The 25028-nt window shown below is 65.3% G+C and carries 22 protein-coding genes and 1 pseudogene; 16 read left to right on the top strand and 7 right to left on the bottom strand.

The window, feature by feature from the left end; all coding sequences use genetic code 11:
• Nucleotides 1-26: 26 nt before the first annotated feature.
• A complete protein-coding gene (locus L0U84_RS31450) occupies nucleotides 27-1268 on the top strand; it encodes an MFS transporter (protein WP_233855955.1) in 1242 nt (413 codons plus the stop codon).
• 13 nt (nucleotides 1269-1281) lie between these two features.
• On the opposite strand, the gene copM is transcribed toward L0U84_RS31450, so the two are convergent.
• A complete protein-coding gene (gene copM / locus L0U84_RS31445; RefSeq protein ID WP_233855954.1) occupies nucleotides 1282-1677 on the bottom strand; it encodes a CopM family metallochaperone in 396 nt (131 codons plus the stop codon).
• Nucleotides 1678-1869: 192 nt separating this feature from the next.
• On the opposite strand from copM, the gene L0U84_RS31440 reads away from it, so the two are divergent.
• Together L0U84_RS31440 and L0U84_RS31435 are read left to right on the top strand one after the other, a co-directional pair.
• Nucleotides 1870-2184 carry an antibiotic biosynthesis monooxygenase family protein gene (locus L0U84_RS31440; protein WP_129961577.1) on the top strand — a complete coding sequence of 105 codons (315 nt, stop codon included), beginning with the start codon at nucleotides 1870-1872 and terminating at the stop codon, nucleotides 2182-2184.
• Between the two features lie 52 nt (nucleotides 2185-2236).
• On the top strand, nucleotides 2237-3244 hold the full coding sequence (locus L0U84_RS31435; protein WP_233855953.1) for a zinc-dependent alcohol dehydrogenase family protein: 1008 nt from the start codon (nucleotides 2237-2239) through the stop codon (nucleotides 3242-3244).
• 84 nt (nucleotides 3245-3328) lie between these two features.
• Here the strand turns inward: L0U84_RS31435 and L0U84_RS31430 are convergent, their stop codons facing one another.
• Complete coding sequence (locus L0U84_RS31430) at nucleotides 3329-3952, bottom strand: ABC transporter ATP-binding protein (protein WP_233855952.1); 624 nt, start codon at nucleotides 3950-3952, stop codon at nucleotides 3329-3331.
• Nucleotides 3953-4080: 128 nt separating this feature from the next.
• A complete protein-coding gene (locus L0U84_RS31425) occupies nucleotides 4081-4929 on the bottom strand; it encodes a shikimate dehydrogenase family protein (protein ID WP_233855951.1) in 849 nt (282 codons plus the stop codon).
• A 207-nt stretch (nucleotides 4930-5136) separates the two neighbouring features.
• Here L0U84_RS31425 and L0U84_RS31420 point away from each other — a divergent pair, with 207 nt between their 5' ends.
• The 6 genes from L0U84_RS31420 (at nucleotide 5137) to L0U84_RS31395 (ending at nucleotide 12758) form a co-directional block, all read left to right on the top strand.
• Nucleotides 5137-6924 (top strand): FAD-dependent oxidoreductase, encoded by a 1788-nt coding sequence (locus tag L0U84_RS31420; RefSeq protein WP_233856899.1) that lies wholly within the window; start codon nucleotides 5137-5139, stop codon nucleotides 6922-6924.
• Between the two features lie 98 nt (nucleotides 6925-7022).
• A complete protein-coding gene (locus tag L0U84_RS31415; RefSeq protein WP_233855950.1) occupies nucleotides 7023-8810 on the top strand; it encodes an FAD-dependent oxidoreductase in 1788 nt (595 codons plus the stop codon).
• On the top strand, nucleotides 8810-9421 hold the full coding sequence (locus L0U84_RS31410) for an NIPSNAP family protein (RefSeq protein ID WP_233855949.1): 612 nt from the start codon (nucleotides 8810-8812) through the stop codon (nucleotides 9419-9421). The genes L0U84_RS31415 and L0U84_RS31410 overlap by 1 nt, the downstream gene beginning before the upstream one ends.
• A 27-nt stretch (nucleotides 9422-9448) precedes the next feature.
• On the top strand, nucleotides 9449-10300 hold the full coding sequence (locus L0U84_RS31405; RefSeq protein WP_233855948.1) for a sugar phosphate isomerase/epimerase family protein: 852 nt from the start codon (nucleotides 9449-9451) through the stop codon (nucleotides 10298-10300).
• Nucleotides 10301-10417: 117 nt separating this feature from the next.
• Nucleotides 10418-11815: an MFS transporter gene (locus L0U84_RS31400; protein WP_233855947.1), complete on the top strand. Its 1398-nt coding sequence runs from the start codon at nucleotides 10418-10420 to the stop codon at nucleotides 11813-11815.
• An 88-nt stretch (nucleotides 11816-11903) separates the two neighbouring features.
• Nucleotides 11904-12758 carry an IclR family transcriptional regulator gene (locus tag L0U84_RS31395; RefSeq protein WP_233855946.1) on the top strand — a complete coding sequence of 285 codons (855 nt, stop codon included), beginning with the start codon at nucleotides 11904-11906 and terminating at the stop codon, nucleotides 12756-12758.
• Between the two features lie 105 nt (nucleotides 12759-12863).
• Here L0U84_RS31395 and L0U84_RS31390 read toward each other — a convergent pair whose 3' ends face one another.
• Nucleotides 12864-13901 carry a helix-turn-helix domain-containing protein gene (locus tag L0U84_RS31390; RefSeq protein ID WP_233855945.1) on the bottom strand — a complete coding sequence of 346 codons (1038 nt, stop codon included), beginning with the start codon at nucleotides 13899-13901 and terminating at the stop codon, nucleotides 12864-12866.
• Between the two features lie 218 nt (nucleotides 13902-14119).
• Between L0U84_RS31390 and L0U84_RS31385 the strand changes: the two genes are divergently transcribed.
• A complete protein-coding gene (locus L0U84_RS31385) occupies nucleotides 14120-14401 on the top strand; it encodes a hypothetical protein (RefSeq protein WP_233855944.1) in 282 nt (93 codons plus the stop codon).
• Nucleotides 14402-15088: 687 nt separating this feature from the next.
• Nucleotides 15089-16987, top strand: a complete 1899-nt coding sequence (locus L0U84_RS31380; RefSeq protein WP_233855943.1) for an ATP-dependent metallopeptidase FtsH/Yme1/Tma family protein — start codon at nucleotides 15089-15091, stop codon at nucleotides 16985-16987.
• 16 nt (nucleotides 16988-17003) lie between these two features.
• Here the strand turns inward: L0U84_RS31380 and L0U84_RS31375 are convergent, their stop codons facing one another.
• From L0U84_RS31375 to L0U84_RS31365, 3 genes are all read right to left on the bottom strand, one after another.
• On the bottom strand, nucleotides 17004-17264 hold the full coding sequence (locus L0U84_RS31375) for a hypothetical protein (RefSeq protein WP_233855942.1): 261 nt from the start codon (nucleotides 17262-17264) through the stop codon (nucleotides 17004-17006).
• 87 nt (nucleotides 17265-17351) lie between these two features.
• On the bottom strand, nucleotides 17352-18173 hold the full coding sequence (locus tag L0U84_RS31370) for a TSUP family transporter (protein ID WP_233855941.1): 822 nt from the start codon (nucleotides 18171-18173) through the stop codon (nucleotides 17352-17354).
• A gap of 182 nt (nucleotides 18174-18355) precedes the next feature.
• Nucleotides 18356-19480, bottom strand: a complete 1125-nt coding sequence (locus L0U84_RS31365; RefSeq protein ID WP_233855940.1) for an acyltransferase family protein — start codon at nucleotides 19478-19480, stop codon at nucleotides 18356-18358.
• 388 nt (nucleotides 19481-19868) lie between these two features.
• Here L0U84_RS31365 and L0U84_RS31360 point away from each other — a divergent pair, with 388 nt between their 5' ends.
• The 5 genes and pseudogenes from L0U84_RS31360 (at nucleotide 19869) to L0U84_RS31340 (ending at nucleotide 25012) form a co-directional block, all read left to right on the top strand.
• Complete coding sequence (locus L0U84_RS31360; RefSeq protein WP_233855939.1) at nucleotides 19869-20984, top strand: OpgC domain-containing protein; 1116 nt, start codon at nucleotides 19869-19871, stop codon at nucleotides 20982-20984.
• A gap of 110 nt (nucleotides 20985-21094) precedes the next feature.
• The gene (locus L0U84_RS31355) at nucleotides 21095-22723 is read left to right on the top strand and encodes a tannase/feruloyl esterase family alpha/beta hydrolase (RefSeq protein ID WP_233856898.1); all 1629 of its coding nucleotides are present in this window, start codon (nucleotides 21095-21097) and stop codon (nucleotides 22721-22723) included.
• A gap of 45 nt (nucleotides 22724-22768) precedes the next feature.
• Nucleotides 22769-23071 (top strand): annotated as a pseudogene (locus tag L0U84_RS31350) (response regulator); the annotation flags it as partial.
• Nucleotides 23072-23327: 256 nt separating this feature from the next.
• Nucleotides 23328-24254, top strand: a complete 927-nt coding sequence (locus L0U84_RS31345) for an ABC transporter ATP-binding protein (protein WP_233855937.1) — start codon at nucleotides 23328-23330, stop codon at nucleotides 24252-24254.
• Nucleotides 24251-25012 carry an ABC transporter permease gene (locus tag L0U84_RS31340; RefSeq protein WP_233855936.1) on the top strand — a complete coding sequence of 254 codons (762 nt, stop codon included), beginning with the start codon at nucleotides 24251-24253 and terminating at the stop codon, nucleotides 25010-25012. The genes L0U84_RS31345 and L0U84_RS31340 overlap by 4 nt, the downstream gene beginning before the upstream one ends.
• Nucleotides 25013-25028: the final 16 nt, after the last annotated feature.

The following is a 25028-nucleotide window of genomic DNA, read 5'->3' as shown; positions in this document are numbered from 1 at the left end:
CTCAGACCCGACGCAGAGGAGGCACGATGCAGAACAGGCTGGACGCCGACGCGACGAATTCCGCCGACGCGGCGCGCGACGCCGCACGCGCGAAACGCGCGGTGCTCGTGATCGCGATTGCGCAATTGCTCGGTACATCGTTGTGGTTCAGCGCGAACGGCGCGATGCGCGATCTGCAGATCGCGTGGCAACTGAGCGCGTCCGGTATCGGCTGGCTGACGAACGCGGTGCAGGCCGGCTTTATCGTCGGGACCTTGCTGTCGGCGACCACCGGACTTGCGGATCGTGTGTCGGCGAGCAAGGTGTTCGCCGTCTGCGGCGTGCTCGGCGCGGCCTTGAACGCGCTGTTCGCGCTGTGCAGCAGCGGGCTCGCGTCGGCCCTCGTGTTTCGCTTCGGCGTAGGCGTCGCGCTCGCCGGCATCTATCCGCTCGGCATGAAGCTGCTCGTCACGTGGGACCCGCGCCGCGCCGCGCAGACGCTCGCGTTGCTCGTCGCGATGCTGACGCTCGGCACGGCGTCGGTGCATGCGATTCGCGCGTTGCTGTCGAGCGTGCCGTGGCAAACCGTGGTGCTCACTTCGTCGGGGCTCGCGGTGATCGGCGCGCTGCTGGTGTTCGTGCTCGGCGAGGGACCGCACGCGCGGCGCGCGGGCAACCGTCGCTTCGGTTTGTCGGCCGGTGTCGGGCAGGTCGTGCGCATCAGCGAGTTTCGCTCGGCCGCGCTCGGCTATTTCGGTCACATGTGGGAGTTGTACGCATTCTGGACGCTGACACCGCTCTTCGTGCAGCGCGCGTTCGCGAGCGGCGCGCCGGCGGCGCCGGGCAGCGTCGCGTCGTGGTCGTTCCTGATCATCGCGATCGGCGCGCTCGGCTGCCTGTTCGGCGGGAAGCTCAGCCAGTCGGTCGGCAGCGCGCGTACCGCCGCTCTCGCACTGACGATATCGGGCACGTTGTGCGCGATTTATCCGCTGACCACGGGGTTCGGCACGGCCGCGCAGCTTGCGCTGCTACTCGTGTGGGGCATCAGCGTGATCGCCGATTCGCCGCAGTTTTCGGCGCTGTCAGTGAAGGCCTGTCCCGCCGACAAGATCGGCGGCGCGCTGACGCTGCAGAACAGCTTCGGCTTTTTCCTGTCCGCCTGCTCGATCCTGTGGTCGACGAGCGTATTTCACACGCTCGATGTGCGCGTCGCATGGCTGCTGCTGCCTGGGCCGATCATCGGTCTGATCGCGATGACGCCGCTTTTGCGCAAGCAGCCACGCTGGTGATGCCGGCGGCGCGTTACTTGCCGCCGTGCTTTTCCTGCCAGCGCTGCATGAACGCGATCTCGTCATGCTGCGCCTTGATGATGTTGCGCGCGAGCCGTTTGATCTCCGGATCCTTGCCGTATTTCAACTCCGCCTGTGCCATTTCGATCGCGCCCTGGTGATGCGGGATCATGTGCGCGACGAAATCGCGGTCGGCGTCGCCGGTGTATTCGGGGGCGCTCATGTCATGCATCATGCGCTCGTCGGCGGCCTTGAAGGCCTGCGTCGATGCGCCCGCATCCGTCTGCGCCGAAGCCGGCATGTTCATGCCGGGCATGCCCTGATGTTGCGCGTGAGCGGGCAGAGCCGCCGCCGCGAATGCAAAACCGCCGAACACACAGAGAGCGCGCAACGCGCGAAGGTTTGTCATCTTGGTTTTCCGTTGTCGAAGAGAGAGAGGCGATGCGATCCGCGCGATTCTAGCGGTCACGTCGGACATCGTGGAGCTTCCTACCGTGGGAAGGTCAAGCGAGGGTATGGAAATGCACGCCTATAATGAAACGCGACCGGATTAACGCTCCACCATCATTGGCAGCATCACTCACTCAACGAGGCTGACAGCATGTACATCGCGATGAACCGCTTCAAAGTGGCGCCCGGCTCCGAGGACGCGTTCGAACATCTGTGGACCACGCGCGACACCCATCTGAAAGAGGTGCCGGGCTTCGTCGAATTCCATTTGCTGAAGGGACCGCGCAAAGACGATCACGTGCTCTATTCGAGCCATACGATCTGGCGTGACCATGCATCGTTCGAGGCATGGACGAAGTCCGACGCGTTTCGCGCCGCACATCGCAGTGCCGGCAACGAAAACCGCGTGCTGTATCTCGGCCACCCGGAATTCGAAGGCTTCGAAGTCATCCAGACCGTCAAATAGTGCAGCGCTCGCGCGGCGCGCGGTTGCGCGCCTCTCACCAAGGAACGAAAACATGAAAGCCGTCAGAATCGGTTCGCCCTCCAGCGTCGATAGCCTGCAGGTCGTCGATCTTCCCGATCCGGGGCAGCCAGGAGACGGGCAGATTCGCGTGCGGATTCGCGCGAGTTCGCTGAACTACCACGACTACGGCGTCGTCTGCGGCAATCTGCCGGCCGAAGCGGGCCGCATTCCGATGGCCGATGGAGCGGGCGTCGTCGAAGCGGTCGGCGCGGGCGTGCGCGAATTCAAGGCCGGCGATCACGTCGTGTCGTGCTTCTTCCCGCATTGGGAAAACGGCTCGCCCGTGATCGGCGATTTTTCGACGACCCCCGGCGACGGCGTCGACGGTTACGCGCGCGAAGTCGTCGTGCTGCCGAGCCACTACTTCACGCACACGCCGGCCGGCTACAGCCACGCCGAGGCGGCGACGCTGACCACGGCGGGGCTGACCGCCTGGCGCGCGCTGGTCGTCGATGGTCAGTTGAAGGCGGGCAGCAGCGTACTCGTGCTCGGCACCGGCGGTGTGTCGATCTTCGCGTTGCAGATGGCGAAGGCGATGGGAGCGTCGGTGATCGCGACGTCGTCGTCGAATGCGAAGCTTGCGAAGCTGCGCGAACTCGGCGCCGACCATACGATCAACTATCGCGACAATCCCGAGTGGGGCAAAGAGGTGCGTCACCTGACCAACGGGCGCGGCGTCGATCACGTGATCGAGGTGGGTGGTCCCGGCACGCTGCCGCAGTCGATCATCGCCTGCCGCATCGGCGGGCATATCGCGCTGATCGGTGTGCTGACCGGCCGCGCGGGTCCGGTGCCGACCGGGCATCTGATGGCGCGGCAACAGCGTCTGCAAGGGCTGATCGTCGGCAGCCGGCAGGATCAGATCGATATGATGCGCGCGCTGGAGACGACCGGCATCAAGCCGGTGATCGACAGCACGTTCGAGCTGGACAAGCTCGCCGACGCGTTCCGGCACGAGGCATCGGGCGCGCACTTCGGCAAGATTTGCGTGGCGATCTGAGCAGCGATGATGCGCGGGTGATCGCTGCGCGAGCAGCGACTTGCAAAGCGTTTTGCATGGCCCGCACCGTGGTTCCAACTCAACTCAAGCGCGCCTCGCGAGGTCCGCGAAACTGACGCTCGTCGCCTCGCAGGCTTGCGTGAACCCTTCGTCGTAACTCGAGAAAAACACCGTGCGCGTCGTGCCGAGCGTTCTGAACAGCTCGGCGAGCACCGCGCGCGCCGACGCGTCGAGTCCGCCGGCTGGTTCGTCGGCGATCAGCACGCGGGTTTCGCCGAGCGCGGACGCCGTCAGAAACACCTTTTTGCGGCTGCCATACGACATCTGCTCGAAGCGTTTGTCCAGATGCGGCGCGAGGCCGAAGCGTTCGGCGAGCGCGAGCACGTCGTCGGTGAGCGCGGTGTGCCGCGCCGAGGCGACTTCGCACAGATAGTCGCGGCCGGTTTGATCGGGCCAATTCATGCTGTCTTCGGGCACGTACGTGAGCAACGCACGAGCGGCCTGCGGCGCGGCGCGCAGCGAATGGCCGCCGAGCCATACGTCGCCGGTATCGGCTTCGAGCGCGCCGGCGAGGATGGCGAGCAACGTCGATTTGCCGCTGCCGGATTCATCGTTTAACGCGACGCATCCTGACGTCGCGTCGAAGTGCAGTCCTTCGAACAGGACGCGGTCGCTATAGCGCTTGCTGAGGTTGTCGAATCGAAGCATGGGTTGGCGCGCAACGGGTGTTGTGAACGCGGCGCAGGGTCGCGCCGCATCTCATGTATGCCGTGCGGGGTTTTCAGCACGGCAATTTCGCGCCAGTGTAGCAGCGCGCGCCCGCTTCTTTCGAGCCGTTACGCCAGGACCGACGTCTCCAGCAAAAACTCCACCATTCGGTCGCACACGCGTTCGAACATCTGCGTGCCCGTCACGGTCGGGCAACCGCGCGCGCGTGCCGCTTCGATCAGCGGCGTAAGCGGTGGTTTGGTTACGACGTCGCCGACGAATGTCGTGGCCGCCAGGCGTGCGACGTCGATCGGCAACGGATCGCCCGCGCGCATGCCGAGCGGCGACGCGTTGACGACCACGTCGTACCGAGTCAGGTCCGGTTCGCCCGCCGCGCCGCGTGCCGTGCCTCGGCCGAGCGCGTTGAGCCGTGCGGTCAGCGAGCCGGTGCGTTCGATGTCGTTGTCGCGCACGTCGAGCGAGCCGACGCCGCGCTGCATCAACGCATGGCCGATCGCCGAGCCCGCGCCGCCCGCGCCGACCAGCAGCGCGCGTTTGCCCTGTAGCTCACAGCCCGCGGCGACGAGCGCCGCGACGAAGCCGGTGCCGTCGAACATACCGCCGTGCCAGCTGCCGTCGGCATTGCGGCGCAGCGTGTTGACCGCGCCGAGGAACGCGGCTTCTTCGGCAAGCGTCGCGCAATAGCTCGCGGCGCTGAATTTGTGCGGCACGGTAATGATCACGCCGTCGACGTTGCGCATCGGCGCGATGCCCGCGAAAAACGCCGGCAGATCGGCGGGCGCGACGTGCGCGGGCACCACCAGCGCATCGCGGCCGGCCGCGCGCAACGCGGCGGTCACGCCCGACGGCGAGCGCACCTGCGCAATCGGATCGCCGACGATGAAATACACGCGCGTCGCGCCGCTCAGACCCGCGTCGAGCGACGCCGCGAACGAAGAGGTGTCAGCCTGCTGCATAGTCGAATCTCCTGAAGTAGATGCCCGTTTGCATCGTGCCCGATGCGGGGCGTGAGGTGTTGCCTGTTGTCGAGTGTGTTCAGAAAGCTTTGCTTTTTCTCAATACTGGAATAGTATTCCAATAACAAAGCAAATTCTAGATCCTGCGAAAAATCCGGAATTGCCATGGCAGCCGGACGCAACGCACGAGCACACAAGGAGCAGCAGATGGTGGAGACACTGAGCGGTTTGAAGGAGGACGAAAGGTTCGACGTCGTGGTGATCGGCGCGGGCGGGGCGGGCATGTCGGCGGCGCTGTTCGCCGCGATTGACGGCGCGCGCGTGCTGCTGGTCGAAAGCACCGAATACGTGGGCGGCACGACCGCCTACTCGGCCGGCACCACATGGATACCAAACTCGCCGCACGGCCCGTCAATCAATCCCGACGACAGCAGCGCCAACGTCGAGGGCTTTTTGCGCCGCGCGGTCGGCGAGCGCAGCAGCGAGGCGTTGCGTCGCGCGTTCCTGCAGGCGGGGCCGCGGGCGGTCGCGCAGATCGAGGCGAATTCGCACGTCAAGTATCGGGCGCGGCCGTTTCATCCGGACTATCTGTCGGAGCTCGAAGGCTCGACGCTGCGCGGCCGCGCGCTCGAACCGCTCGCCTTCGACGGCCGCCAGCTCGGCCGTCACTTCGCGCTGATCCGTCCGCCGATTCCGGAGTTCACGGTGCTCGGCGGCATGATGGTCGATCGCGACGACGTCGGGCATCTGCTGAATATGACGAAGTCGTTCAAGTCCTTGCGTCATGCGGTGAAATTGCTCGCGCGGCATGCGCGCGACCGCCTCAGCTGGCCGCGCGGCACGCGTCTCGTGATGGGCAATGCATTGATAGGCCGGCTGCTCTCTTCGTTGCTCGAGCGCGACGTCACGGTGCTCGTGAGCACGAAGCTCGAAGCGTTGCGCACCAACGCGAGCGGCGCGATCGACGGCATCACGCTGAGCCATAACGGGCAGCGTCGGCAAATCTCGGTCACAGGCGGCGTGATTCTCGCGAGCGGCGGTTTCAACCGTCATCCGCAACGGCGGCGCGCGATGCTGCCGGGCGCGGAGCTCGCGTGGTGCCCGGGCGCGCCGGGCCATACCGGCAGCGCGCAGGATCTCGCGCTCATGGCGGGCGCGCGATACGGCGAGGGCGCGCTCAGCAACGCGTTCTGGGCGCCGGTGTCGATACGTCAGCGCGCGGACGGTACGACCGCGGTGTTCCCGCACTTCATCATGGATCGCGGCAAGCCCGGCATGATCGTCGTCAATCAGAAGGGACGGCGCTTTCTGAACGAAAACACCTCATACCACCTGTTCGGTATCGCGATGCAGGACGCGCATCGCACGACGCCGTCGGTGCCCGCGTTTCTGGTCACCGACGCGGATGGCCTGCGCAAATACGGGCTCGGCATGGTACGGCCGGGCGGCAAGGGCCTCGCGCCGTTTCTCGCGGACGGCTATCTGACGCAAGCCGCGACGCTCGGCGAACTCGCGGCCAGGCTCGGCATCGACGCGGCCGGTCTCGCCGACAGCGTCGCGCGGATCAACGACTACGCGAAAACCGGCGTCGATCCGGAGTTCCAGCGCGGCACGACCGACTATCAGCGCGCCAACGGCGACGCCAACTGGCCGGGCCCGAATCCCTGCCTTGGTCCGATCGGGCGCGCGCCGTTTTACGCGGTGCGACTGTACCCGGGTGATATCGGCGCCGCGACCGGCCTCGTCAGCGACGACAAGGCCCGCGTGCTGAATCGCGACGACCGGCCGATCGGCGGCCTGTACGCGTGCGGCAACGACATGCAATCGGTGATGGGCGGGGTCTACCCGGCGCCCGGCATCACGCTTGGACCGGGGCTCGCGTTCGCGTATCTGGCGGCGCGCGATGCGGCGGTGCGCGCCAAAGCCGCGCGCGGCGATACGGCGTCGGTCGTGGCGCGCGAAACAACTCAGGCCGCCAACGAAAAGATCGTCTGACGAACCAGGGGCAAGCCTGGTTTGAACTAAGTTAAAAAGTGGAATAGTATTCAACAAATGCAGCAACCCGGATTTTTCAACCGACGAAGCGAATGGCGATGAAGCGCGAACCGATCCTCGAATGCGATGTACTGGTGCTGGGTTCCGGCGCGGCGGGACTTTCCGCCGCGGTGACGGCAGCCACCCAAGGCCTGCGTGTGATGGTGGCCGAGAAGGCCGACGTGTTCGGCGGCACGAGCGCATGGTCGGGCGGCTGGATGTGGATTCCGCGCAATCCTCTCGCGGCGCGCGCGGGCATCGTCGAGGAATCCGAAGCATCGCGCACCTATCTGCGCAACGAGCTTGGCGCGCACTACGATCCGGAAAAGGTCGACGCTCTGCTCGATCACGGTCCGGAGATGATCGAGTTTTTCGAGCGCGAGACGGCGGTGCGTTTCATCGACGGCAACCGCATTCCCGACTTTCATACGACGCCGGGCGCGATGACGGGCGGCCGCTCGATCTGCGCGATGCCGTTCGACGGCCGCGAACTCGGTCCGTTGATCGACCGCCTGCGTCCCGCGCTCGACGTGGTGACGCTGAAGGGCATGGCGATCGCGTCCGGCCAGGATCTCGCGCATTTCTTCAACGCGACGCGTTCGCCGCGCTCGGCCATGTATGTGCTGCGCCGGCTCGCGGCGTTCGCGCGGGACAAGCTTCTCCATGGCCGCTCGATGCATCTGGTCAACGGCAATGCGTTGGTCGCGCGTCTGCTGAAATCGGCGCAGGACCGCGCGGTCGATTTGCGCACCAACGCGAAAGCGGTGGCATTGCTGCGCGAAGGCGACGCTGCGACCGGGCGCATCATCGGTGCGCGCGTCGAGATCGACGGTGTCGCTCATGAGGTGCACGCGGCGCGCGGCGTCGTGCTCGCGTGCGGCGGTTATCCGCATGACGTCGCGCGCCGCGCTCAAACCTTCGCTTATACGCCTTCAGGGCGCGAGCACTGGTCAGCCGCGCCGCTGACCAATACCGGCGACGGCATCCGCCTCGGCGAAGCGGTCGGCGCGCACTTCGACGCGTCGCTGGAAACGCCGGCGGCGTGGGCGCCGGTGTCGCTGGTGCCGCGCAAAAGCGGCGAGGCCGCGGTCGCGTTTCCGCATCTGATCGAGCGCGCGAAGCCGGGTGTGATTGCGCTCACGCGCGCGGGTCGGCGCTTCGTCAACGAGGCGTCGTCGTATCACGACTTCATCAATGCGCTGATCGGCACGACGCCGGCGGGCGAGGAGGTCTGCGCATGGCTGATCTGCGACCACCGCTTCCAGCGCCGTTACGGGCTCGGCTTTTCGAAGCCGTTTCCGTTTCCGACCGCGCCGTATCGCCGCTCCGGTTATCTGCAATGTGCGGATAGCCTCGCCGAATTGGCTGCGCAATGCGGCATCGATCCGCAAGGTCTTCAAACGACTGTCGCCGCCTACAACAGCTACGCAAAAGACGGCTTCGATCCGCAGTTCCACAAGGGCTCGACGCCGTACAACCGCGTGCAGGGCGACGCACGGCACGAGCCGAACCCCTGCAACGCGCCGCTCGAACATGGTCCGTTCTATGCCGTGAAGCTGCTGCCCGGCAGCCTCGGCACGTTCGCCGGGCTCGCCACCGATGCCGCCGCGCGCGTGCTCGACGACGCGGGCCAGCCGGTGTCGGGTCTCTACGCGGTCGGCAACGACAGCGCGAGCATGATGGGCGGCTGCTATCCGAGTGGCGGCATCACGCTCGGACCCGCGATGACCTTCGGGTATCTGGCGGGGCTGTCGCTGGCAGCCGGGAAGCAGGCCGACGACACGGCCCGTGCCGCGCGCACCGAACCCACTCCGAATTCTTCCATCCCGTCACAAGGACGCATCTGATGAACCTCTACGACCTCGTCACGCTCACCGTGAAAATCGGCACCAACGCGCAGGTGTTCGAAAGCATCCAGTCGCATGGCGACGCGCCCGGCTCGAAGCTGCTCGGCTGCTGGTACTCCGATATCGGCACGCTGGGGCAGGTGCTGGTGCTGCGCGGCTTCGATTCCGAAGCGGCGCTGATCGCCGAACGCAAGCGTATGCTGCTCGAAGGCAATCCGTTCGGCTGCGGCGAATCCGTCACCGACGTGAAGATCGACAGCTATGCGCTGTTTCCGTTTCTGCCGCCGATCGAGCCTGCGGCTCACGGCGGCATCTACGAGATGCGCGTGTACGGCACGAAGCTCGCGAGCTTGCAGCACACCATCGACGCCTGGGAAAAGGCGGTACCCGAGCGCACGAGGCGCTCGCCGCTCATCGGCGCGATGTATGCGCTCGACGGCGCTGTGCCGCGTTTCCTGAACATCTGGCCGTATGCGAGCGTCGACGAACGTTCGCGGATTCGCGCCGAAGCGGTGAAGGACGGCATCTGGCCGCCGAAGGGTGGCCCCGCCCATCTGACGACGATGGAATCGACGATCTGTATGCCGGCGCCGTTCTCGCCGCTGCGCTGAGCGCGATACCCAATTCGAGGAAACGACATGACCCAGCAAAACCCGCGCGCGCTGTCGCTATCGGCGTTGACCGTGCTCGAACTGAGCCCGCCGCAGATGGTCGAGTGCGCCGCGCAAGCCGGCTACGACTACGTCGGCCTGCGTCTCGTACCCGCCACCGATCACGAAGTGCGCCACGACATCATCAACCCGGGCGCGTTGAAGCGCGAGACGCTTGCGCGTGTGCGCGACACCGGCGTCAAGGTGCTCGACGTCGAGATTCTGCGCCTGAAGCCCGACACCGATGTGAACGCATGGCTGCCGATGCTCGACACCGCCGCCGAACTTGGCGCGCGCTACGTGCTGGTCGCGGGCAACGATCCCGACGAAGCGCGTACCGCCGAGCGGCTCGCACAACTGTGCGAGCTGGCCGAACCGCGCGGCCTCGCGCCATCGCTCGAACCGATGCCGTGGACCGACGTGAAGGACGTTACGCAGGGCGCGCGCATCGTCAAGGCGGCCGCGCGGCGCAACACCGGGCTGATCGTCGATCCGATCCACTTCGATCGCGCGGGGACCTCGACGGACACGTTGCGCGCGTTGCCGCGCGAGTACTTCGGCTACGTGCAGTTCTGCGATGCACCGGCCGAACGGCCGACCGATCTCGACACGCTGCTGTATCAGGCGCGTTGCGAGCGCATGATTCCGGGCGAGGGCGGCCTCGATCTCGCCGGCATCCTGCGTGCGCTGCCCGACGATCTGCCGATCAGCCTCGAAGTGCCGATGCAGCAATGGGCGCAAACCGCGCCCGCGCTCGAACGGGCGCGCAGGCTGCGCGAGGCGACACTCGCTCTGCTCGAGCGGACTTACACGGCGGCGCCGTCATCTATCACGTCATGATGTAACCGCACACCGCAGTTCACCCCCGGCTGGTCCTTCACGAAAAGCGCACGGCAAAGAGGCGCGAGGGACCGGCTTGCCCAATCGATCACGATAAAAGATCAGGAGACAGCAGGCATGGAACCTTCAAGCAAGGCGCCGCGGCACGGCACGTCCGCGTCGCGCGCACTCGACGTACAGCAGTGGCTCGACGAGCGCCGCATCGGGCGCTTTCAGATTCTCGTATTGCTGATGTGCATGTTCATCGTCACGCTCGATGGGCTCGATACCGTGATGGTCGGCTTTATCGCGCCGGCGTTGTCGAGCGCGTGGGCGATTCCGCGCGATGCGCTCGGCCCCGTGATGAGCGGCGGCCTGCTCGGCCTCGCATTCGGCGCGCTGTGCGCGGGACCGCTCGCGGATCGCTTCGGCCGTAAGACGGTGATGACCTGCGCGGTGCTGTTCTTCGGCGTGTGGAGTTTCGGCTCCGCGTTCGCGACGAACATCGGCGAGCTGACCGTGCTGCGTTTTCTGACCGGCCTCGGGCTCGGCGCATCGATGCCGAACGCCGCGACGTTGATGGCCGAATACGCGCCGCAGCGCTGCCGCGCATTGATGGTGACGACCGTGTTCTGCGGCTTTACGCTCGGCGCGGCCGGCGGCGGCTTCGTCAGCGCATGGCTGATCGCCGCGCACGGCTGGCACTCGGTGCTGATTCTCGGCGGCGTGCTGCCGGTGCTGTACGTGCCGTTGATGATTCGCTGGCTGCCCGAATCGGCGCGCTATCTTGCACTGAAGGACGCGCGGCGCGCGCGGCTCGTCGCGGTGTTGAACCGCATCGAGCGCGGTGTCGCCGATCAATCGACGCGCTTCGTCGCGCCCGCCGTCGCGCAGCAGGCGCCGAACAGCGAGCGCAGCCCGGTGCGGCTGATCCTGTCGCGCGGTTACGCGTTCGGCACCGTGATGCTGTGGATCTGCTATTTCGCGGGGCTGCTGACTGTCTACCTGCTCGGTAGCTGGCTACCGACGCTGATTCGCGGTGCGGGCTTCACGCTCGGCGAGGCGGCGCTGGTTGGCGCGCTGTTCCAGGCGGGCGGCACGATCGGCTCGCTCGCGATCGGCTGGTTGATGGACCGCTTCAACGCGCACCGCGCGCTCGGCGCGACCGTGTTCGCGGGCGGCGTGCTCGCGTGGGCGATGGGTCTGCCGGGCCACGGCATCACGGCGATGGCCGTGCTCGCGTTCTTGATGGGCTACTGCATGAACGGCTCCAACACCGGGTTCTGCGCACTGGCGGCAAGCTCGTATCCGACGCGGATGCGTGCGACCGGCACCAGCTGGATGCTGGGCATTGGCCGCTTCGGCGGGATCGCGGGCGCGATGCTCGGCGCCGGCATGCTGCACGCGAACTGGGGCTTCAGCCAGGTGTTCACGTCGCTGGCTTTGCCCGCGGCGGTCGGCGCCGCGGCGGTGCTGCTCAAGGGCGCGCGGCATCGCGGGCCGCTGCTGCGCGTGAGCGCGGGCATCGGGCATTGATCGCACCGGAACCAGTGCCCGCCGTGCCCTTGAATTCCGATGTGGAATCATGTTCTCATGTGGGATTCGAATCGAATGAGAGTGGATCATGGCGGGGAATCTCGAGCGGGCGCTGGCCATCATCGAATTGCTGGCGAAGCAGGGCGGCAGCATGCAGCTGGCCACGATTGCCGATACGCTGAACATCCCGCGCAGCGGCACGCATCGGCTGCTCGCCGAGCTGAGCGACGAAGGCTACGTGCGTCAGGATGAGCATGGCGAGTACGTGCTTGCGCTGAAGCTGGTGTCGCTCGGGCTGATGTGGCTGTCCACTGCCGGCGTGCTCGATATATCGCAGCCGGTGCTGGATCGGCTCGCGAGCGCGTCGGGCGAACTGGCGCGCCTGGGCGTGATCGAGGACGATCACATTACCTTCGTCGGCAAGGCGCAGGGCGCGCGCTCCGGGCTGCGCTACGACCCGGACATGGGTAGCAGCCCGCCGCTGCACTGCACCGCGAGCGGCCAGGCGTGGCTCGCCACCATGAGCGACGAGGAAGCGCTCGAACTCGTGTCGCGCCAGGGCGGCATCGGCAAGGCGGGGCCGCTCGGACCGAAGGCGCCGAAGACGATCCAGCAGTTTCTGCAGGACCTGGCCGGCGCGCGCAAGCGCGGCTACGGCATCGCGAGCGAAACCTACGAGGCGGGCATGACGTCGATGGCGGCCGCGATCCGTCATCCGGTGACGGGGCTGGTGGTCGGCACCGTCAGCCTCGCGGGTCCGACCAGCCGCCTGCCGGACGCACGGCTGAAGGAACTTGCGCCGGCGCTGCTCGAAGCCGTGTCGGACATGAGCGCGGCCGCGCTCAGCTCGCCGTATTTCAAGCGCACGCCGCGCGTCGCGCCGCCGGTGGCGGTCGTCCGGGCGGTCGAGCCGAAGCGCAAGGGGCGGCCGCGCGCGGCCTGAGCGGTTGTTCGAGTGGTGGCACGACTGTTCGCCTGAGCGGCGCGAGCCGCCTGAACCGCTTGCGTCGCGGCGAGGCGGCTGCGCTTTCGAGGGCGCCAGCCGCGTCTACACCATCTCCATCAGCCGCAACTCCAGCGCGCGAGCCCGCAGGTCTTGCGGACTCATGTCGAACGCGCGCCGGAACGCGCGCGTAAAGTCCGACGCGCTGACAAATCCCAGCCCATACGCGATTTCAGTGACCTGAAGGTGCGGGAAGCGGACGAGCTCGTCCGCCGCTTCGCGCAGCCGCCGATGGCGGATATACGCAGCGAGCCCTCCCTCGTGCTCGAACCAGCGATAGATCGTCGCGCGTTTCAGATGCAGCGCCTGCACGATGTGGTCCGGCGTCAGGTCGCTCTGATGCAGGTTCGCGTCTATATAGCGGCGTACCTGCGCCATCAACGCTGACTGCAACGCCGCGCGGTCGGCGCCGGTCAGGCGCGCCTCTTTGCGGAACGCGGCGATCAGCAGTTGCCTGCCGGTCTGCAGGGCGTCGATCGCGGCAGCGGCATCGAGCGCGGCGACCTCATGCGCGAGTGCCGCGAGATGGCCCAGCGCGAGCCCGGCAAGCGGCGCTTCGTTACGCACGATGCGGCCATGAATCCCGACGCCGTCGCGCAACTGCTCGTCGACGAGCGACGCCGGAACGAACAGGCTCAGCACCCGGCACTCGGGCCGCTCGACGCGAAACGGCTGGTTCATATCGAGCGCGACGAGGCCCGCCACCGAGCCCGGCTCGCTGCGCTTCTTGCGCATGCCCGTGATGTACCCGACCTCGCCCTCGAGAAACAGATGGAATACGTAATCGCGCCGCTGGTCGGTCGAGATGCGCGCGACCGAGCGCTCCAGCAGCATCGCCTCGGTGCGACAGTCGGTCAACACCATGCCGCCGACCGCGTACAGATCGATTTCCCCGCGAAAACCGTTGGCGATCTGCTCCCGCGACGGTGGCGCGTCGATCACATGGCCGACCCGCTGACGCCACGCGAGAAACTGCTCGCCCGGTGCGAGTGCGTGCGTGCTGAAACGATTCGTCGACACGACCGTGCGTGAATCGGCCGCGGCGCGCGCGGCGTGGTGGGACGGTGACGGGCGCTGGCTCATGAAATGACTGCGATTGAAAGCATGGATGGGTTGACAGAGCAAGGCGGGGCGATAGCAGCAGCATTTCTCGCGCCCCGCGCCCCATTTTGAGACGTACGGTCAAGCCGCGCCAGAAAGCTGCGTTATCGTCACATGATTAAATTGCAGATCGCTTGCGATTGTAGCGGTCGACGCGGCGGAATCATCAGGCCAACAGGCAGCACACGGGGGTAGCGAAGATGAGCCTTACCAGCAGGCAACCGGCCGTGCAAAGCGGCGGGCGGCTTCCGGCCAGTGTCGCGGATGGCCAGTTGACGCATCTCGAGAGTGTGCTCAGCTATGTGGCGCGCGAGGACGCGGCGCGGCCCGATGAGTTCGACCACGTCTATTGGGAACAGCGCATTCGCGCGCTCGAAGAGACGCATGAGCTGATCGCGAGTCAGCGCACGCGCATCGCCAGGCTGCGGGGCATGTTGGATGTGACGGCGCGTACTGGCGTCGCGCGGCGCACGGCCGCTTGATTTATCGGGGTGGTCCGCGAGGACCAGCAGTAGTGCAGCGCAGGAGAGAACCGCCGATGCCGTCTGGTATCGGCGCAAAAATAAGCAGGAACCTGAGAGAAAGTGGCGATGACGCGAACGGGCCCGCAGAGGCCCGTCGCTCATCCGCCCGATCTTCGTCGAGCGAGCGTGGCGTTCGCCTTCCTGCCCGCGATCCGTTTCCATTCCCCTGATTTCAAAACCCCGACTTAATCGCGAGCTATTTTCACATCATTTAAGCCGCGTCGAAATCCCCACTTTTTGCAGTAAATCTGACTGATTTTAATTGGGGTGCGGTTAGATATAGACATTTAAAAACACGCGTCGCTTTTTACGCTGATAAACTGTGCGCCGGAGCCAATGCGGCGACGCCTTTCGCGCGTTCGCCGCGTCCCCCTTCCGGCGTGTCGACGGCCGGATAGACGGCACAAATAGGCCTTTTCCGCGAATTTGACAGACGCGTCCCCCCGGCATACTGCCTTCGGCCAACGCGACTCACCGGGACGCACATAGCGTCGTCCTTCTGGATTGTCCATTACGCCACGTCCGTGTGGCGCTTCACCTCAGCCGATTTTCCCGAAGACTCCGAATTCCGATTTCGACAGGTAATTTTGACAGACAGCTTGATTAAGTAAGGGCTTGTTCAAGTCCGCATTTTGGAAATGACTCATGAAGCCGGGAAATAATTCGCTTGGGAAAAGACGCGCACGCAAAATCGTGGTGGCGGCTGTGGCGGTGCTGCTCGCGGTACTGGTCGGCTGGGGCGGCTGGTATTTCCAGCATCGCGCCGAGCCGCAAGCGCCCGCGCTGAGCGGCATCGCGAGCCAGATGCGTCACGATGCCTCCGCGTGGACGCATGCGGAGAAAGACGCGTCGACGATGCTGCGCGACATTCACGACACCAACGTCGCGGCGATCGGCGTGAGTCCCAACGCGATTCTGGTGTCGCTGCGTGACGGCTCGAAGTATTTCGTCACCGACCACAACGCGACCTTCTCGCACGCGCTGCTGCTGGGCGAGCGCTCCGACGCCGCCGCGTATCAGCTCGTATGGCTGCCCGACGTCGACATCCACAGCGACGGCGCGCGCTGGACCCAACTGTTCGAGCAGTTCCGCGACGCGCTGAGCGTGCTGCTGCCGCTCGCGCTGATCGGCGGCATGGCGTGGTTCATGCGGCGCGAGATGAAGGGCGGCGCGAGGCTGCTCAGCGAAACGCCGACGCTGCGTTTCGACGACGTGATCGGCGCGAACGAGGCGAAGGCCGCGCTCGCCGACATTCGCGGTTACCTGTCCGATCCGAAGCAGTTTTCGTCGCTGGGCGTGCGCGCGCCGTGCGGCATCCTGATGGTCGGCGCGCCCGGCGTCGGCAAGACGCGGCTCGCTCAGGCGCTGGCCGGCGAATGCGGCGCGAACTTCATTTCGATCACGGGCAGCTATTTCAGCGCGAAGTACTACGGCGTCGGCATCCAGAAGGTGCGGCACCTGTTCGAACTCGCGCGCAAGAACGCGCCGACGGTCATCTTCATCGACGAAGCGGACGGCCTCGCGAAACGCACCGACACCGGCGGTGGTCCGGTCGAAGCCGAAAGCAACCGGATCATCAACCAGCTGCTTGCGGAGATGGACGGCTTTGAATCGAACGAGGGCGTGATCGTCGTCGCCGCGACCAACCATCCCGACAATCTCGACGAAGCATTGCGCCGCCCCGGCCGTTTCGACCGCACGGTGCAGGTGCGTCTGCCGGATCGCGAAGACCGCGCCAAGATTTTCCGCTTCTACGCGCAGCGGCTCAAATCGAAAGCGGCGGATATCGACTACGACCAGCTCGCGCGCTTGACGACCGGACTGTCGCCGGCCACCGTCGCGATGGTCGTGAATCAGGCGGGGCTGATCGCGCGCAAAGCGGGCGACAACGAAATCGCCGCGAAGCATTTCATGGAAGCGATCAAGATCGCGCGCATCGGCGACGTGAGCGGCGCCGAGCGAGCCCTCACCGAGGACGAGCGCAAGCGCATCGCGGTGCATGAGGCGGGCCACGGCCTCGTCGCCGCGCTGCTTGGCACCGGCGTGCTCGAAGAAGTGACGATCCTGCCGCGTGGCGGCGCGCTCGGCGTCGCGCTCATCACAAAGGCGCAGGACAAGCACCTGTACCGCGAAACGGAAATCCGCAACGAAATCCAGGTGCTGCTCGGCGGACGCAACGCGGAAATTCTGATGTTCTCCGAAGCATCGAGCGGCGCCGCGTCGGACTTGCAGGAGGCCTCGCGTATCAGCCTCGACATGGTGTCGAAGTTCGGCTTCAACAGCGACGGCGATCTGTTCAGTCTCGCCGCGCTGCCGTCGCAGTACGCGGGCCTGCAAATGAAGAGCGCAATCGAGCATGCGAACGTGCTGCTCAAGGAACTCAACGAACTTTGCTACGGCCTGCTGCACGCGTACGAGCCGGTGCTGCGTGACATTTCAGAGCAGTTGCTCGAGCACGAGACCGTGCCCGGAGACACCGTCTATCGGCTCATCGCCGAGCACAAGGGCACGCTCAAGATCGTGCATGAGCCCGAGGCGGCTTGACGGACGTTCCGAAGCGCTACGCGAAGTCGGACGGTCCCGGATCGGGTACGCCCGGGGGCGGGTCGGTATCGCCCAACGGGTCGCCGCTGTGCTGGCCGGGTTTTTTCGGGTCGGGTGCGGGGGTTTCACCCTTTTTCGGCAGGGGCTGATCGAGGCCCGGTTCGGGCGGCGTGGGGATGGCATCGCCGATGGGCTTCGAGACCTCGGCGGGCGGCATGCCGGGATCCTCATCCGCCGGGCGCTCAGGCTCGTTCGGGAAGTTCGCGGTATTCGACACAGTGCTCTCCAGTTGCTGAAGGTAAGCCTTCGAGCAGCAATGCGCGTGCCACGGCCCCCTGGCGGGCGTTTGAAGCGTCGGCTCGCGTCAGAGCGAAGGTGCGCCGAACAGCGCCTGAACCACGCCCGATTTCCAGATCATCTGCGCGGCGGCGGCCAGCACGAATAGCAGCACCACGACGCGGAACACCGCGGGCGGCAGACGGTCGCGCAACGGCCGCACGAGCAGAATGCCCGCGATCACGGGCACGCTCGCGCAGGCCGAGATCGCCAGATCGGTCCAGCTCGCATGCGCGCCGCCGCTGAACGCGGCGACCAGCGTGATGATCGACACGACCAGAATGATCGCGATCTGCTTCGTGAATGCTCTGCCGGTTGCGCCGGTCGCGATCAGATACATCGCGAGCAACGGGCCTGGCACCGACGCGATGCTTTCCATCAGCGCGGCGCCGAAGCCGAGCACGAGACCCGCCGGCTTCGCCCAGCTCGGCGACAACGTGAGCCGTGGCGCGGCGAGCAGCAGCAAGGCCGCGATCATCAGCAGTGCGCCGGCCGCCGCCTGGGCGCGATGCGGCGCCAGCGAGATCAGCACCGACACGCCGACGATGTTGCCGAGTACGGTGCCGACGAGCGGTGCCGCGATGCGCTTCATCGTCGGCAGCAGCTCGCCGCCTTCGAGCGCCTGCGGAATATTGCCCAGGATGATCGGCATCGACAGCAGCAGGACGGCCGCCTTGATCGGTAGAAAGTGGCTGAGAATCGGCATCGCGACGAGCGGCACGCCGATGCTGACCACGCCCTTCACCATGCCGCCGAACAGCAGTGCGGCCACGATGCCGGCGAGCGCATAGAGATCGAGCGTTTGCAGGCTGGTCCCGAGGATGCCGGTGGCGAAAGCGAAATGAGACATGGTCGAGGTTGGCGAATCGGTGTGGCGAGCGGCATTGCGAGAGAATGCCGCGCGTATCGTGTTCTTCTATCGTTTGGCCGGTTCGGTCCCGAGGATGCGTCAGGCGGGGAGCGGCCGGATGGTGAGGCCGAATGATAGCGTGATTGGACAAGCCCGATGTATCGGCAACTCGATCCGATCTTTCAGGCGACGTCGGAGGCGACGTTCTTCGTCGCTTTCAATACCGGTTCGCCCCGCGTCTTCACCCGCAAAATCGGCGCCTCGATCAACCGCCACGATAGCCATGCAATGCCAACGGAGATCGCAAACGACGCGACGATTCCGATCATATGTGCCCACATCGGCACGATGCCACCGAACAATGCTTCGGCATGACGATTACGCGTCAGGTCGGGGATCAGGTTGTGATACAGATAGAAGCCGTAACTGATACGCCCAAGACCGACGAGCCAACGCGTCTGTAGCAGACTCATCACGGCAGCATTGCGGCAACACGCAATCGAAGCCACCAGCGCCGCAATCCCGATCCCGTACGTGGCGCTGATTGCGGTAAACAGCAAGGGATCGTCGAGCATGTTCCACCGCGGTTCGGCCGCGCACAAACCGATCACGACCAGACTCAGCGTGAACAGCGTCAGGCCATGACCGAGCAAGGCGCGCACGCGGCCGCGATCGTCCGCGATCGCGAGGCCAGCGATGCCGCCCAACGCGAGCAACCAGACATTGCTCAACGGATGCGTATAGATCGTGATCTCATCCCAATGCGCGGCCCGCATCGCGAACAGCGCAGCGAGGCCGAGGACCACGATCGCCCAACACGCCGCTCGATGTCGCCGCGTCGCGAGCAGCAGTAACAGCGGCGCAACCACGACATAGAACTGCTCCTCGATCGCGAGACTCCACAAGTGCGAATAGCGGCCCGGCCAGTAGCGCAGTACCGAGCCGATCCAGAAGTTCGACAGATACGCGAAGTGAAACGGCATGCCGCCCGCGAGTTCCGGATTCGCGAGGCCGAATGCCATCAGCACGCACATCGCGACGAGCATCAGGTAATAGATCGGAAAGATGCGCACCGTGCGACGAAACAGAAAGCGCCCGAGTTCGGCGCCGAAACGGCTGTCGCCCGCTTCGATTCGCGCGCGCTGCGACGACAGGATGCCGATGATCAGAAAGCCGCTCAGCGCAAAGAAGATCCACACGCCGAGATGCCCGATCTCGCCGATGTCGCCGAATAGTCGATGCTGCAGAAACACCATCAGCACGGCGATTGCGCGCAACCCATCGAATCCGGCAATTCTGTTTTTCATAAACCTCTATTCGCAAAGCGGCGGAAAAGCACGAAAACATCGTACGGGGAAAAAATGCGAAAAAAATCGCAGCACGTGCTCGACGATTTATTTTCGAGGCTCGCGTCCGCTCATCAGTACAGGTGTCGCTGTTTCGCGCATGAAAAGCCGCAAAACTTTCCGCTCGGTCGATAAAAGCGCACCGAGTATTACCAGTCGCCAACGACTTCATTTCAGATTTCCGTTTGTGAAAGCGAACATTAAAGGCGGCGTGTTAGCGCATTCGTTCGCGGCATAAGGCGAGGTGTGCGAACGATTGAGTCTTTGGTGTTTTGCCGAAGTTGGGGCCGCTAATGGGTGGCCGTTTGCGTTCTTGCGCGTCTTCGACGCGCATTCTTCGAGAAGACGAATGGAAATTCCTGGCCGCGGTCGTGGACGATCGGTCGAAGTCGATTTCTTTCGCGGTGTCGTGCTGATCGTCATCGTGCTCGATCACATTCCCGGCAGCACGTTATCCCATCTGATGCTGCACGCGTACGCATTGTGCGATTCGGCCGAGGTATTCGTGTTTCTCGGCGGCTATGCATCGGCGGCGGCGTATACCGCGGTGCTTGCGCATCGCGGTGAGCATGCGGCGCAGTTGCGCTTCTTCAAACGCTGCTGGGAGATCTATCGCGCGTATCTGTTGACGGCGATGCTGACGCTCGTGTCCGGCGCGATTCTCGCGCTGCTCGATCTGAACCGGCCGATGGTAGAAATGAGCGGGTGGCCGCCTTTCGCGTTGCAGCCCTGGCGTCAGGCCTTCGATATCGCGCTGTTACGCCGGCAACCGTATCTGTCCAGCGTGCTGCCGATGTACGTGCTGTTCGCGCTATGTGTGCCCGTGATGGTGCCGCTCGCACGCCGCTCGGCATCGCGCGCGCTTGCCGTGAGCCTCGCGGTGTGGGTCGTTGCGCGGCCGCTTGCCGCGTTATTCAGCATTGACGATGTCGCCGACTGGGCTTTTAATCCGTTTGCGTGGCAGTTGATGTTCGTGCTCGGCATGCTGTGCCGCGTTCGGCCGATCAGCGAGCGCTTTCATGCGAGCCACGCCGCGCAGTGGTTCACGCGCGTCACGGTGGTCGCGGTGCTTGCCTTCGCGATCGTCAAACTTTTCGTGCTGACGCAGCCGTTGCCCGGCACGCACAAGCAGAACCTTTCCGTGGAACGTGTGATCAATTTCATCGCCATCGCGTGGGTCGCCGCCCAGTTCGTGCGGATGGGCAGCATCGGGTGGCTCGCGCGGCGGCTGCCCGCCGTCGTGACGGTAGGGCGCACCGGGCTCGTGTGCTTCGTCACCGGCACGCTGGTGTCGTTGATCGTCGATACAGCGACGCCGCACACCTTTCACGGTTTCCGCGCTGTGCTGGTCGGGCTCGGCGGCGACCTCGCGGCGATCGGCGCGCTGCTGATGATCGCGCGCGGCTGGAGCGGCTGGAAGGGGCAGCACGCCGGCGCGCAGGCCAAGGGCGCGGGTTGCGGATGACGCGCAGCGGGCGCCGCGGGCGCATCACGACCCCGATGCGTACTACGCGCACGACTCGCACGATTCGCACGACTCGCACGACGGGCAGGCTGGTTGGACTCGCAACCGTGATGAGCGTCGTCGTGCTCGCGTGGCTTGCGATGCATCGCACGGCCGCGCTGGCCAAAGAAACACCGTTCGCGATGCACTGCGCGGAGTTCGCGGGCGCGGTGCTGTCGCCCGAACTGATCGAGATGCCAACGGCCGGCGCGCTGATCGAAAGCGCGGCAATGATCGGCGCGACTGCGCCGGGCAATCAGCAAGGCGGCGAGTATTGCCGCATCACGGGCCGCATCAAGGCACTGAATCCGACCACGCCCGACATCCGCTTCGATCTGAATCTGCCGCGTCGCTGGAATGGCCGCGCGTTGCAGATCGGCGGCGGCGGGTACAACGGTGTGGTCGTCAGCGGCACTGGCGTGATGCCGTTCTCGCCGGATCGCGCGCCGCTCGCGCAAGGCTATGCGACGTTCGGTGACGACTCGGGGCATGTCGGCGATTCGTCGCTCGCGGAGTTTGGCCTCGTCGATGAAGCGGTGACGAATTTCGGCTACGCGCATCTGAAGAAAACCCACGATGTCGCGCTCGCGTTGATCGCGCGCGCGTACGGCCGGCCGCCGCAGCGCATGTACTTTGCCGGCGGCTCGACGGGCGGGCGTGAAGGCTACACGGTGATGCAGCGCTTCCCCGACGACTACGACGGCGTGATCGCCAACTCGCCCGCGCTGAATTTTTCGGGCGTGCGCCTGATCGGCGTGAAGCTCGGCCAGGCCGAGTACGGCACGGCGGACGGCTTCGTGCCGCCGGCGCTGCTCGAACGTGTCTACCAACGCACGCTCGAGGTGTGCGACCGGCTCGACGGCGCGGCGGACGGCATCGTCAGCGACGTTCAGGCGTGTCGCGCGCACGAAGCGCAAATCATCGATTCGCTGCGCTGCGCGCTGCGCCCTTCATCGCACGATTCGTCGCACGACGCGTGTCTGACCGACGCGCAACTGGCCACCTTGCTGGTGATGCGCGATGGGCTGTCGCTGCCATATCGGCTCGCGTGGGACGTGAACGGCTATCGTGGCTACAACGTGTTCCAGGGCACCCAACTGACCGGCGTGCTCGGGCTCGCGCATCAAGCGCGGCGTCAGCCGGTGCCGACGTTCTATGCGAACGGCTATCTGTTCACGCAAGGCGACGGCTATCTGCGCTACTTCGTTGCGCGCGATGCGGACTTCGATTCGTTGACGTTCGATCCGCAACGGCCCGGCAAATATCGAGCGCAACTGATCGCGCTGTCGGGCACGATCGGCGCGATGAATCCGGACCTGTCGCGCTATATCGCACACGGCGGCAAGTTGATCACGCTGCAGGGCCTTGCCGACGAAGTGATCAGCCCGAACCAGACGATCGCGTATCACGACGCGCTGGTCGCGCGTTTCGGCAAGGACGAGGTCGATCGTTTCGCGCGGCTCTACATGGTGCCGGGGTTTCAGCATGGCAACGGCGTGTTCATTCCCTCGGTCGATCTGCTCGGCGCGCTCGACGCGTGGGTCACGCGCGGCGTCGCACCCGAAACGCTGACGGCCACCGATCTCGCCGCGGCGACGAATGGACGCTCGCGGCCGCTGTGTCGCTATCCCGGCTTTCCGCGCTATGTCGGCAAAGGCAATGTAAATCTGGCGACCAGTTTTGTCTGTGCGCAGCCTTGAGGTTCGAGTCGTCGCAGCGCTTGCGATGAAGAGCGCGTCGCGCACGAAGCCAACGCCGCGCTCCAGCTGGCCGCGCACTTAGAGCCGCAGATCGTGCTGCTCGACCTCGACCTCGACCGCGACCTGCCCGGCATGGACGGCTTCCAGCTCGCACAGGAGATGCGCCGCCTCCCGCCCACCGGCGACGCGCTGCTGATCGCGGTGACCGGCTATGGCCAGGCCACCGACCGGCAGCGTTCGCGCGAGGCCGGTTTCGATCATCATCTGGTGAAGCCGGTGTCGGTCGAGGAAATCCAGCACGTGATCGCGAGCCGCTTCCCGGGCGCGCAACGCGGCGCGTCGGCGTAACAGGCCGTCCGCGAGGCCGTCCGCGAGGCCGCCCGCGCGGGTTGGGCGCGCCCGGACGGCCGCGCCGCGCCTCGGTCTGCGTCTCAATCCCGTGCCAATCCATCAGTAAGCCGAACTATCTTGCGCCGCAGCGAAATCGCCCCGGCGCGTTCCCGTGCGCTGCACGCTTTCGCACTTTCCATTACATTGCGGATGCGGCGCACCCGTTCGCGCCGATTTCTCTCATTCAACAGCGGTGTCTGCCATCATCGAGTCCATGCAGCCAATCGTTTCGGTCACGAATCTGTCGAAAACCTATGCCAGCGGTTTTCAGGCACTGAAGAACATCAATCTGGCGATCAACCGTGGGGAAATCTTCGCGCTGCTCGGGCCGAACGGCGCGGGCAAGACCACGCTGATCAGCATCGTCTGCGGCATCGTCAACGCGAGCGAAGGCAGCGTGACGGTGGACGGCCACGAGATCGGCGCCAACTATCGCGCGGCCCGCTCGCTGATCGGCCTCGTGCCGCAGGAGCTGACCACCGACGCGTTCGAAACCGTCTGGGCAACCGTGTCGTTCAGCCGCGGCCTGTTCGGCAAGCCGAAGAACCCCGCTCACATCGAGAAAGTGCTGCGCGACCTGTCGCTATGGGAGAAGCGCAACAACAAGATCATCACGCTATCGGGCGGCATGAAGCGGCGCGTGCTGATCGCGAAGGCGCTGTCGCACGAGCCGCGCGTGCTGTTTCTCGACGAACCGACCGCCGGCGTCGACGTCGAGCTGCGGCGCGACATGTGGAAGCTCGTGCGCTCGCTCGCGGCGAGCGGCGTGACGATCATCCTGACCACGCATTACATCGACGAAGCCGAGGAGATGGCCGACCGCATCGGCGTGATCAACGCGGGCGAAATCATGCTCGTCGAAGAGAAGACCGAGCTGATGCGCAAGCTCGGCACGAAGCAGTTGACGCTGCAACTGGAGAGCCCGCTCGACGCGGTGCCGGCGGCGCTCGCCGGCTACGGGCTCGCCGTCGCGAACGGCGGCAACGAGCTGACCTACACCTATGAAGGCGAGGGCGGTCGCACGGACATCATCGCGCTGCTGAAATCGCTCGACGACGCCGGCATCCGCTTCAAGGACCTGCACACCACGCAGAGTTCGCTCGAAGACATTTTCGTCAGCCTGCTGCGGGGGAACCCATGAACATCTACGCAATGCGCGCGATCTACAAGTTCGAAATGGCGCGCACGTGGCGCACGCTGATGCAAAGCATCATCGCGCCGGTAATTTCCACGTCGCTTTACTTCGTCGTGTTCGGCTCGGCGATCGGTTCGCGTATCAAGGAAGTGGAGGGTATCAGCTATGGCGCGTTCATCGTGCCGGGGCTGATCATGCTGTCGCTGCTGTCGCAAAGCATCGCCAACGCGTCGTTCGGAATTTACTTTCCGCGTTTCACCGGCACGATCTACGAGCTTCTGTCGGCGCCCGTGTCGTATCTGGAGATCGTCGTCAGCTACGTGGGCGCGGCGGCCACCAAGTCGATCCTGCTCGGGCTTATCATTCTGGCGACCGCCGCGCTGTTCGTGCCGCTGCAGATCATGCATCCGTTATGGATGGTGCTGTTTCTGGTGCTGACGGCCGTCACGTTCAGTCTGCTCGGCTTCATCATCGGCATCTGGGCCGATAGCTTCGAGAAGCTGCAACTGGTGCCGCTGCTGATCGTCACGCCGCTCACGTTCCTCGGCGGCGCCTTCTACTCGGTGAACATGCTGCCGCCGTTCTGGCACGGCGTCACGCTGTTCAATCCGATCGTGTATCTGGTCAGCGGATTCCGCTGGAGCTTCTACGAGTTAGGCGACGTCGACGTCGCCCTGAGTCTCGGCATGACACTGCTGTTTCTCGCGGTGTTCCTCGTGATCGTCGGCTGGATCTTCAGGACCGGCTATCGACTGAAAAGTTGATAGGAGAGGGCGCGGC

The organism is Paraburkholderia sp. HD33-4, assembly GCF_021390635.1.
GTDB lineage: Bacteria > Pseudomonadota > Gammaproteobacteria > Burkholderiales > Burkholderiaceae > Paraburkholderia.
This window is presented reverse-complemented; position numbering and strand designations above follow the sequence as displayed.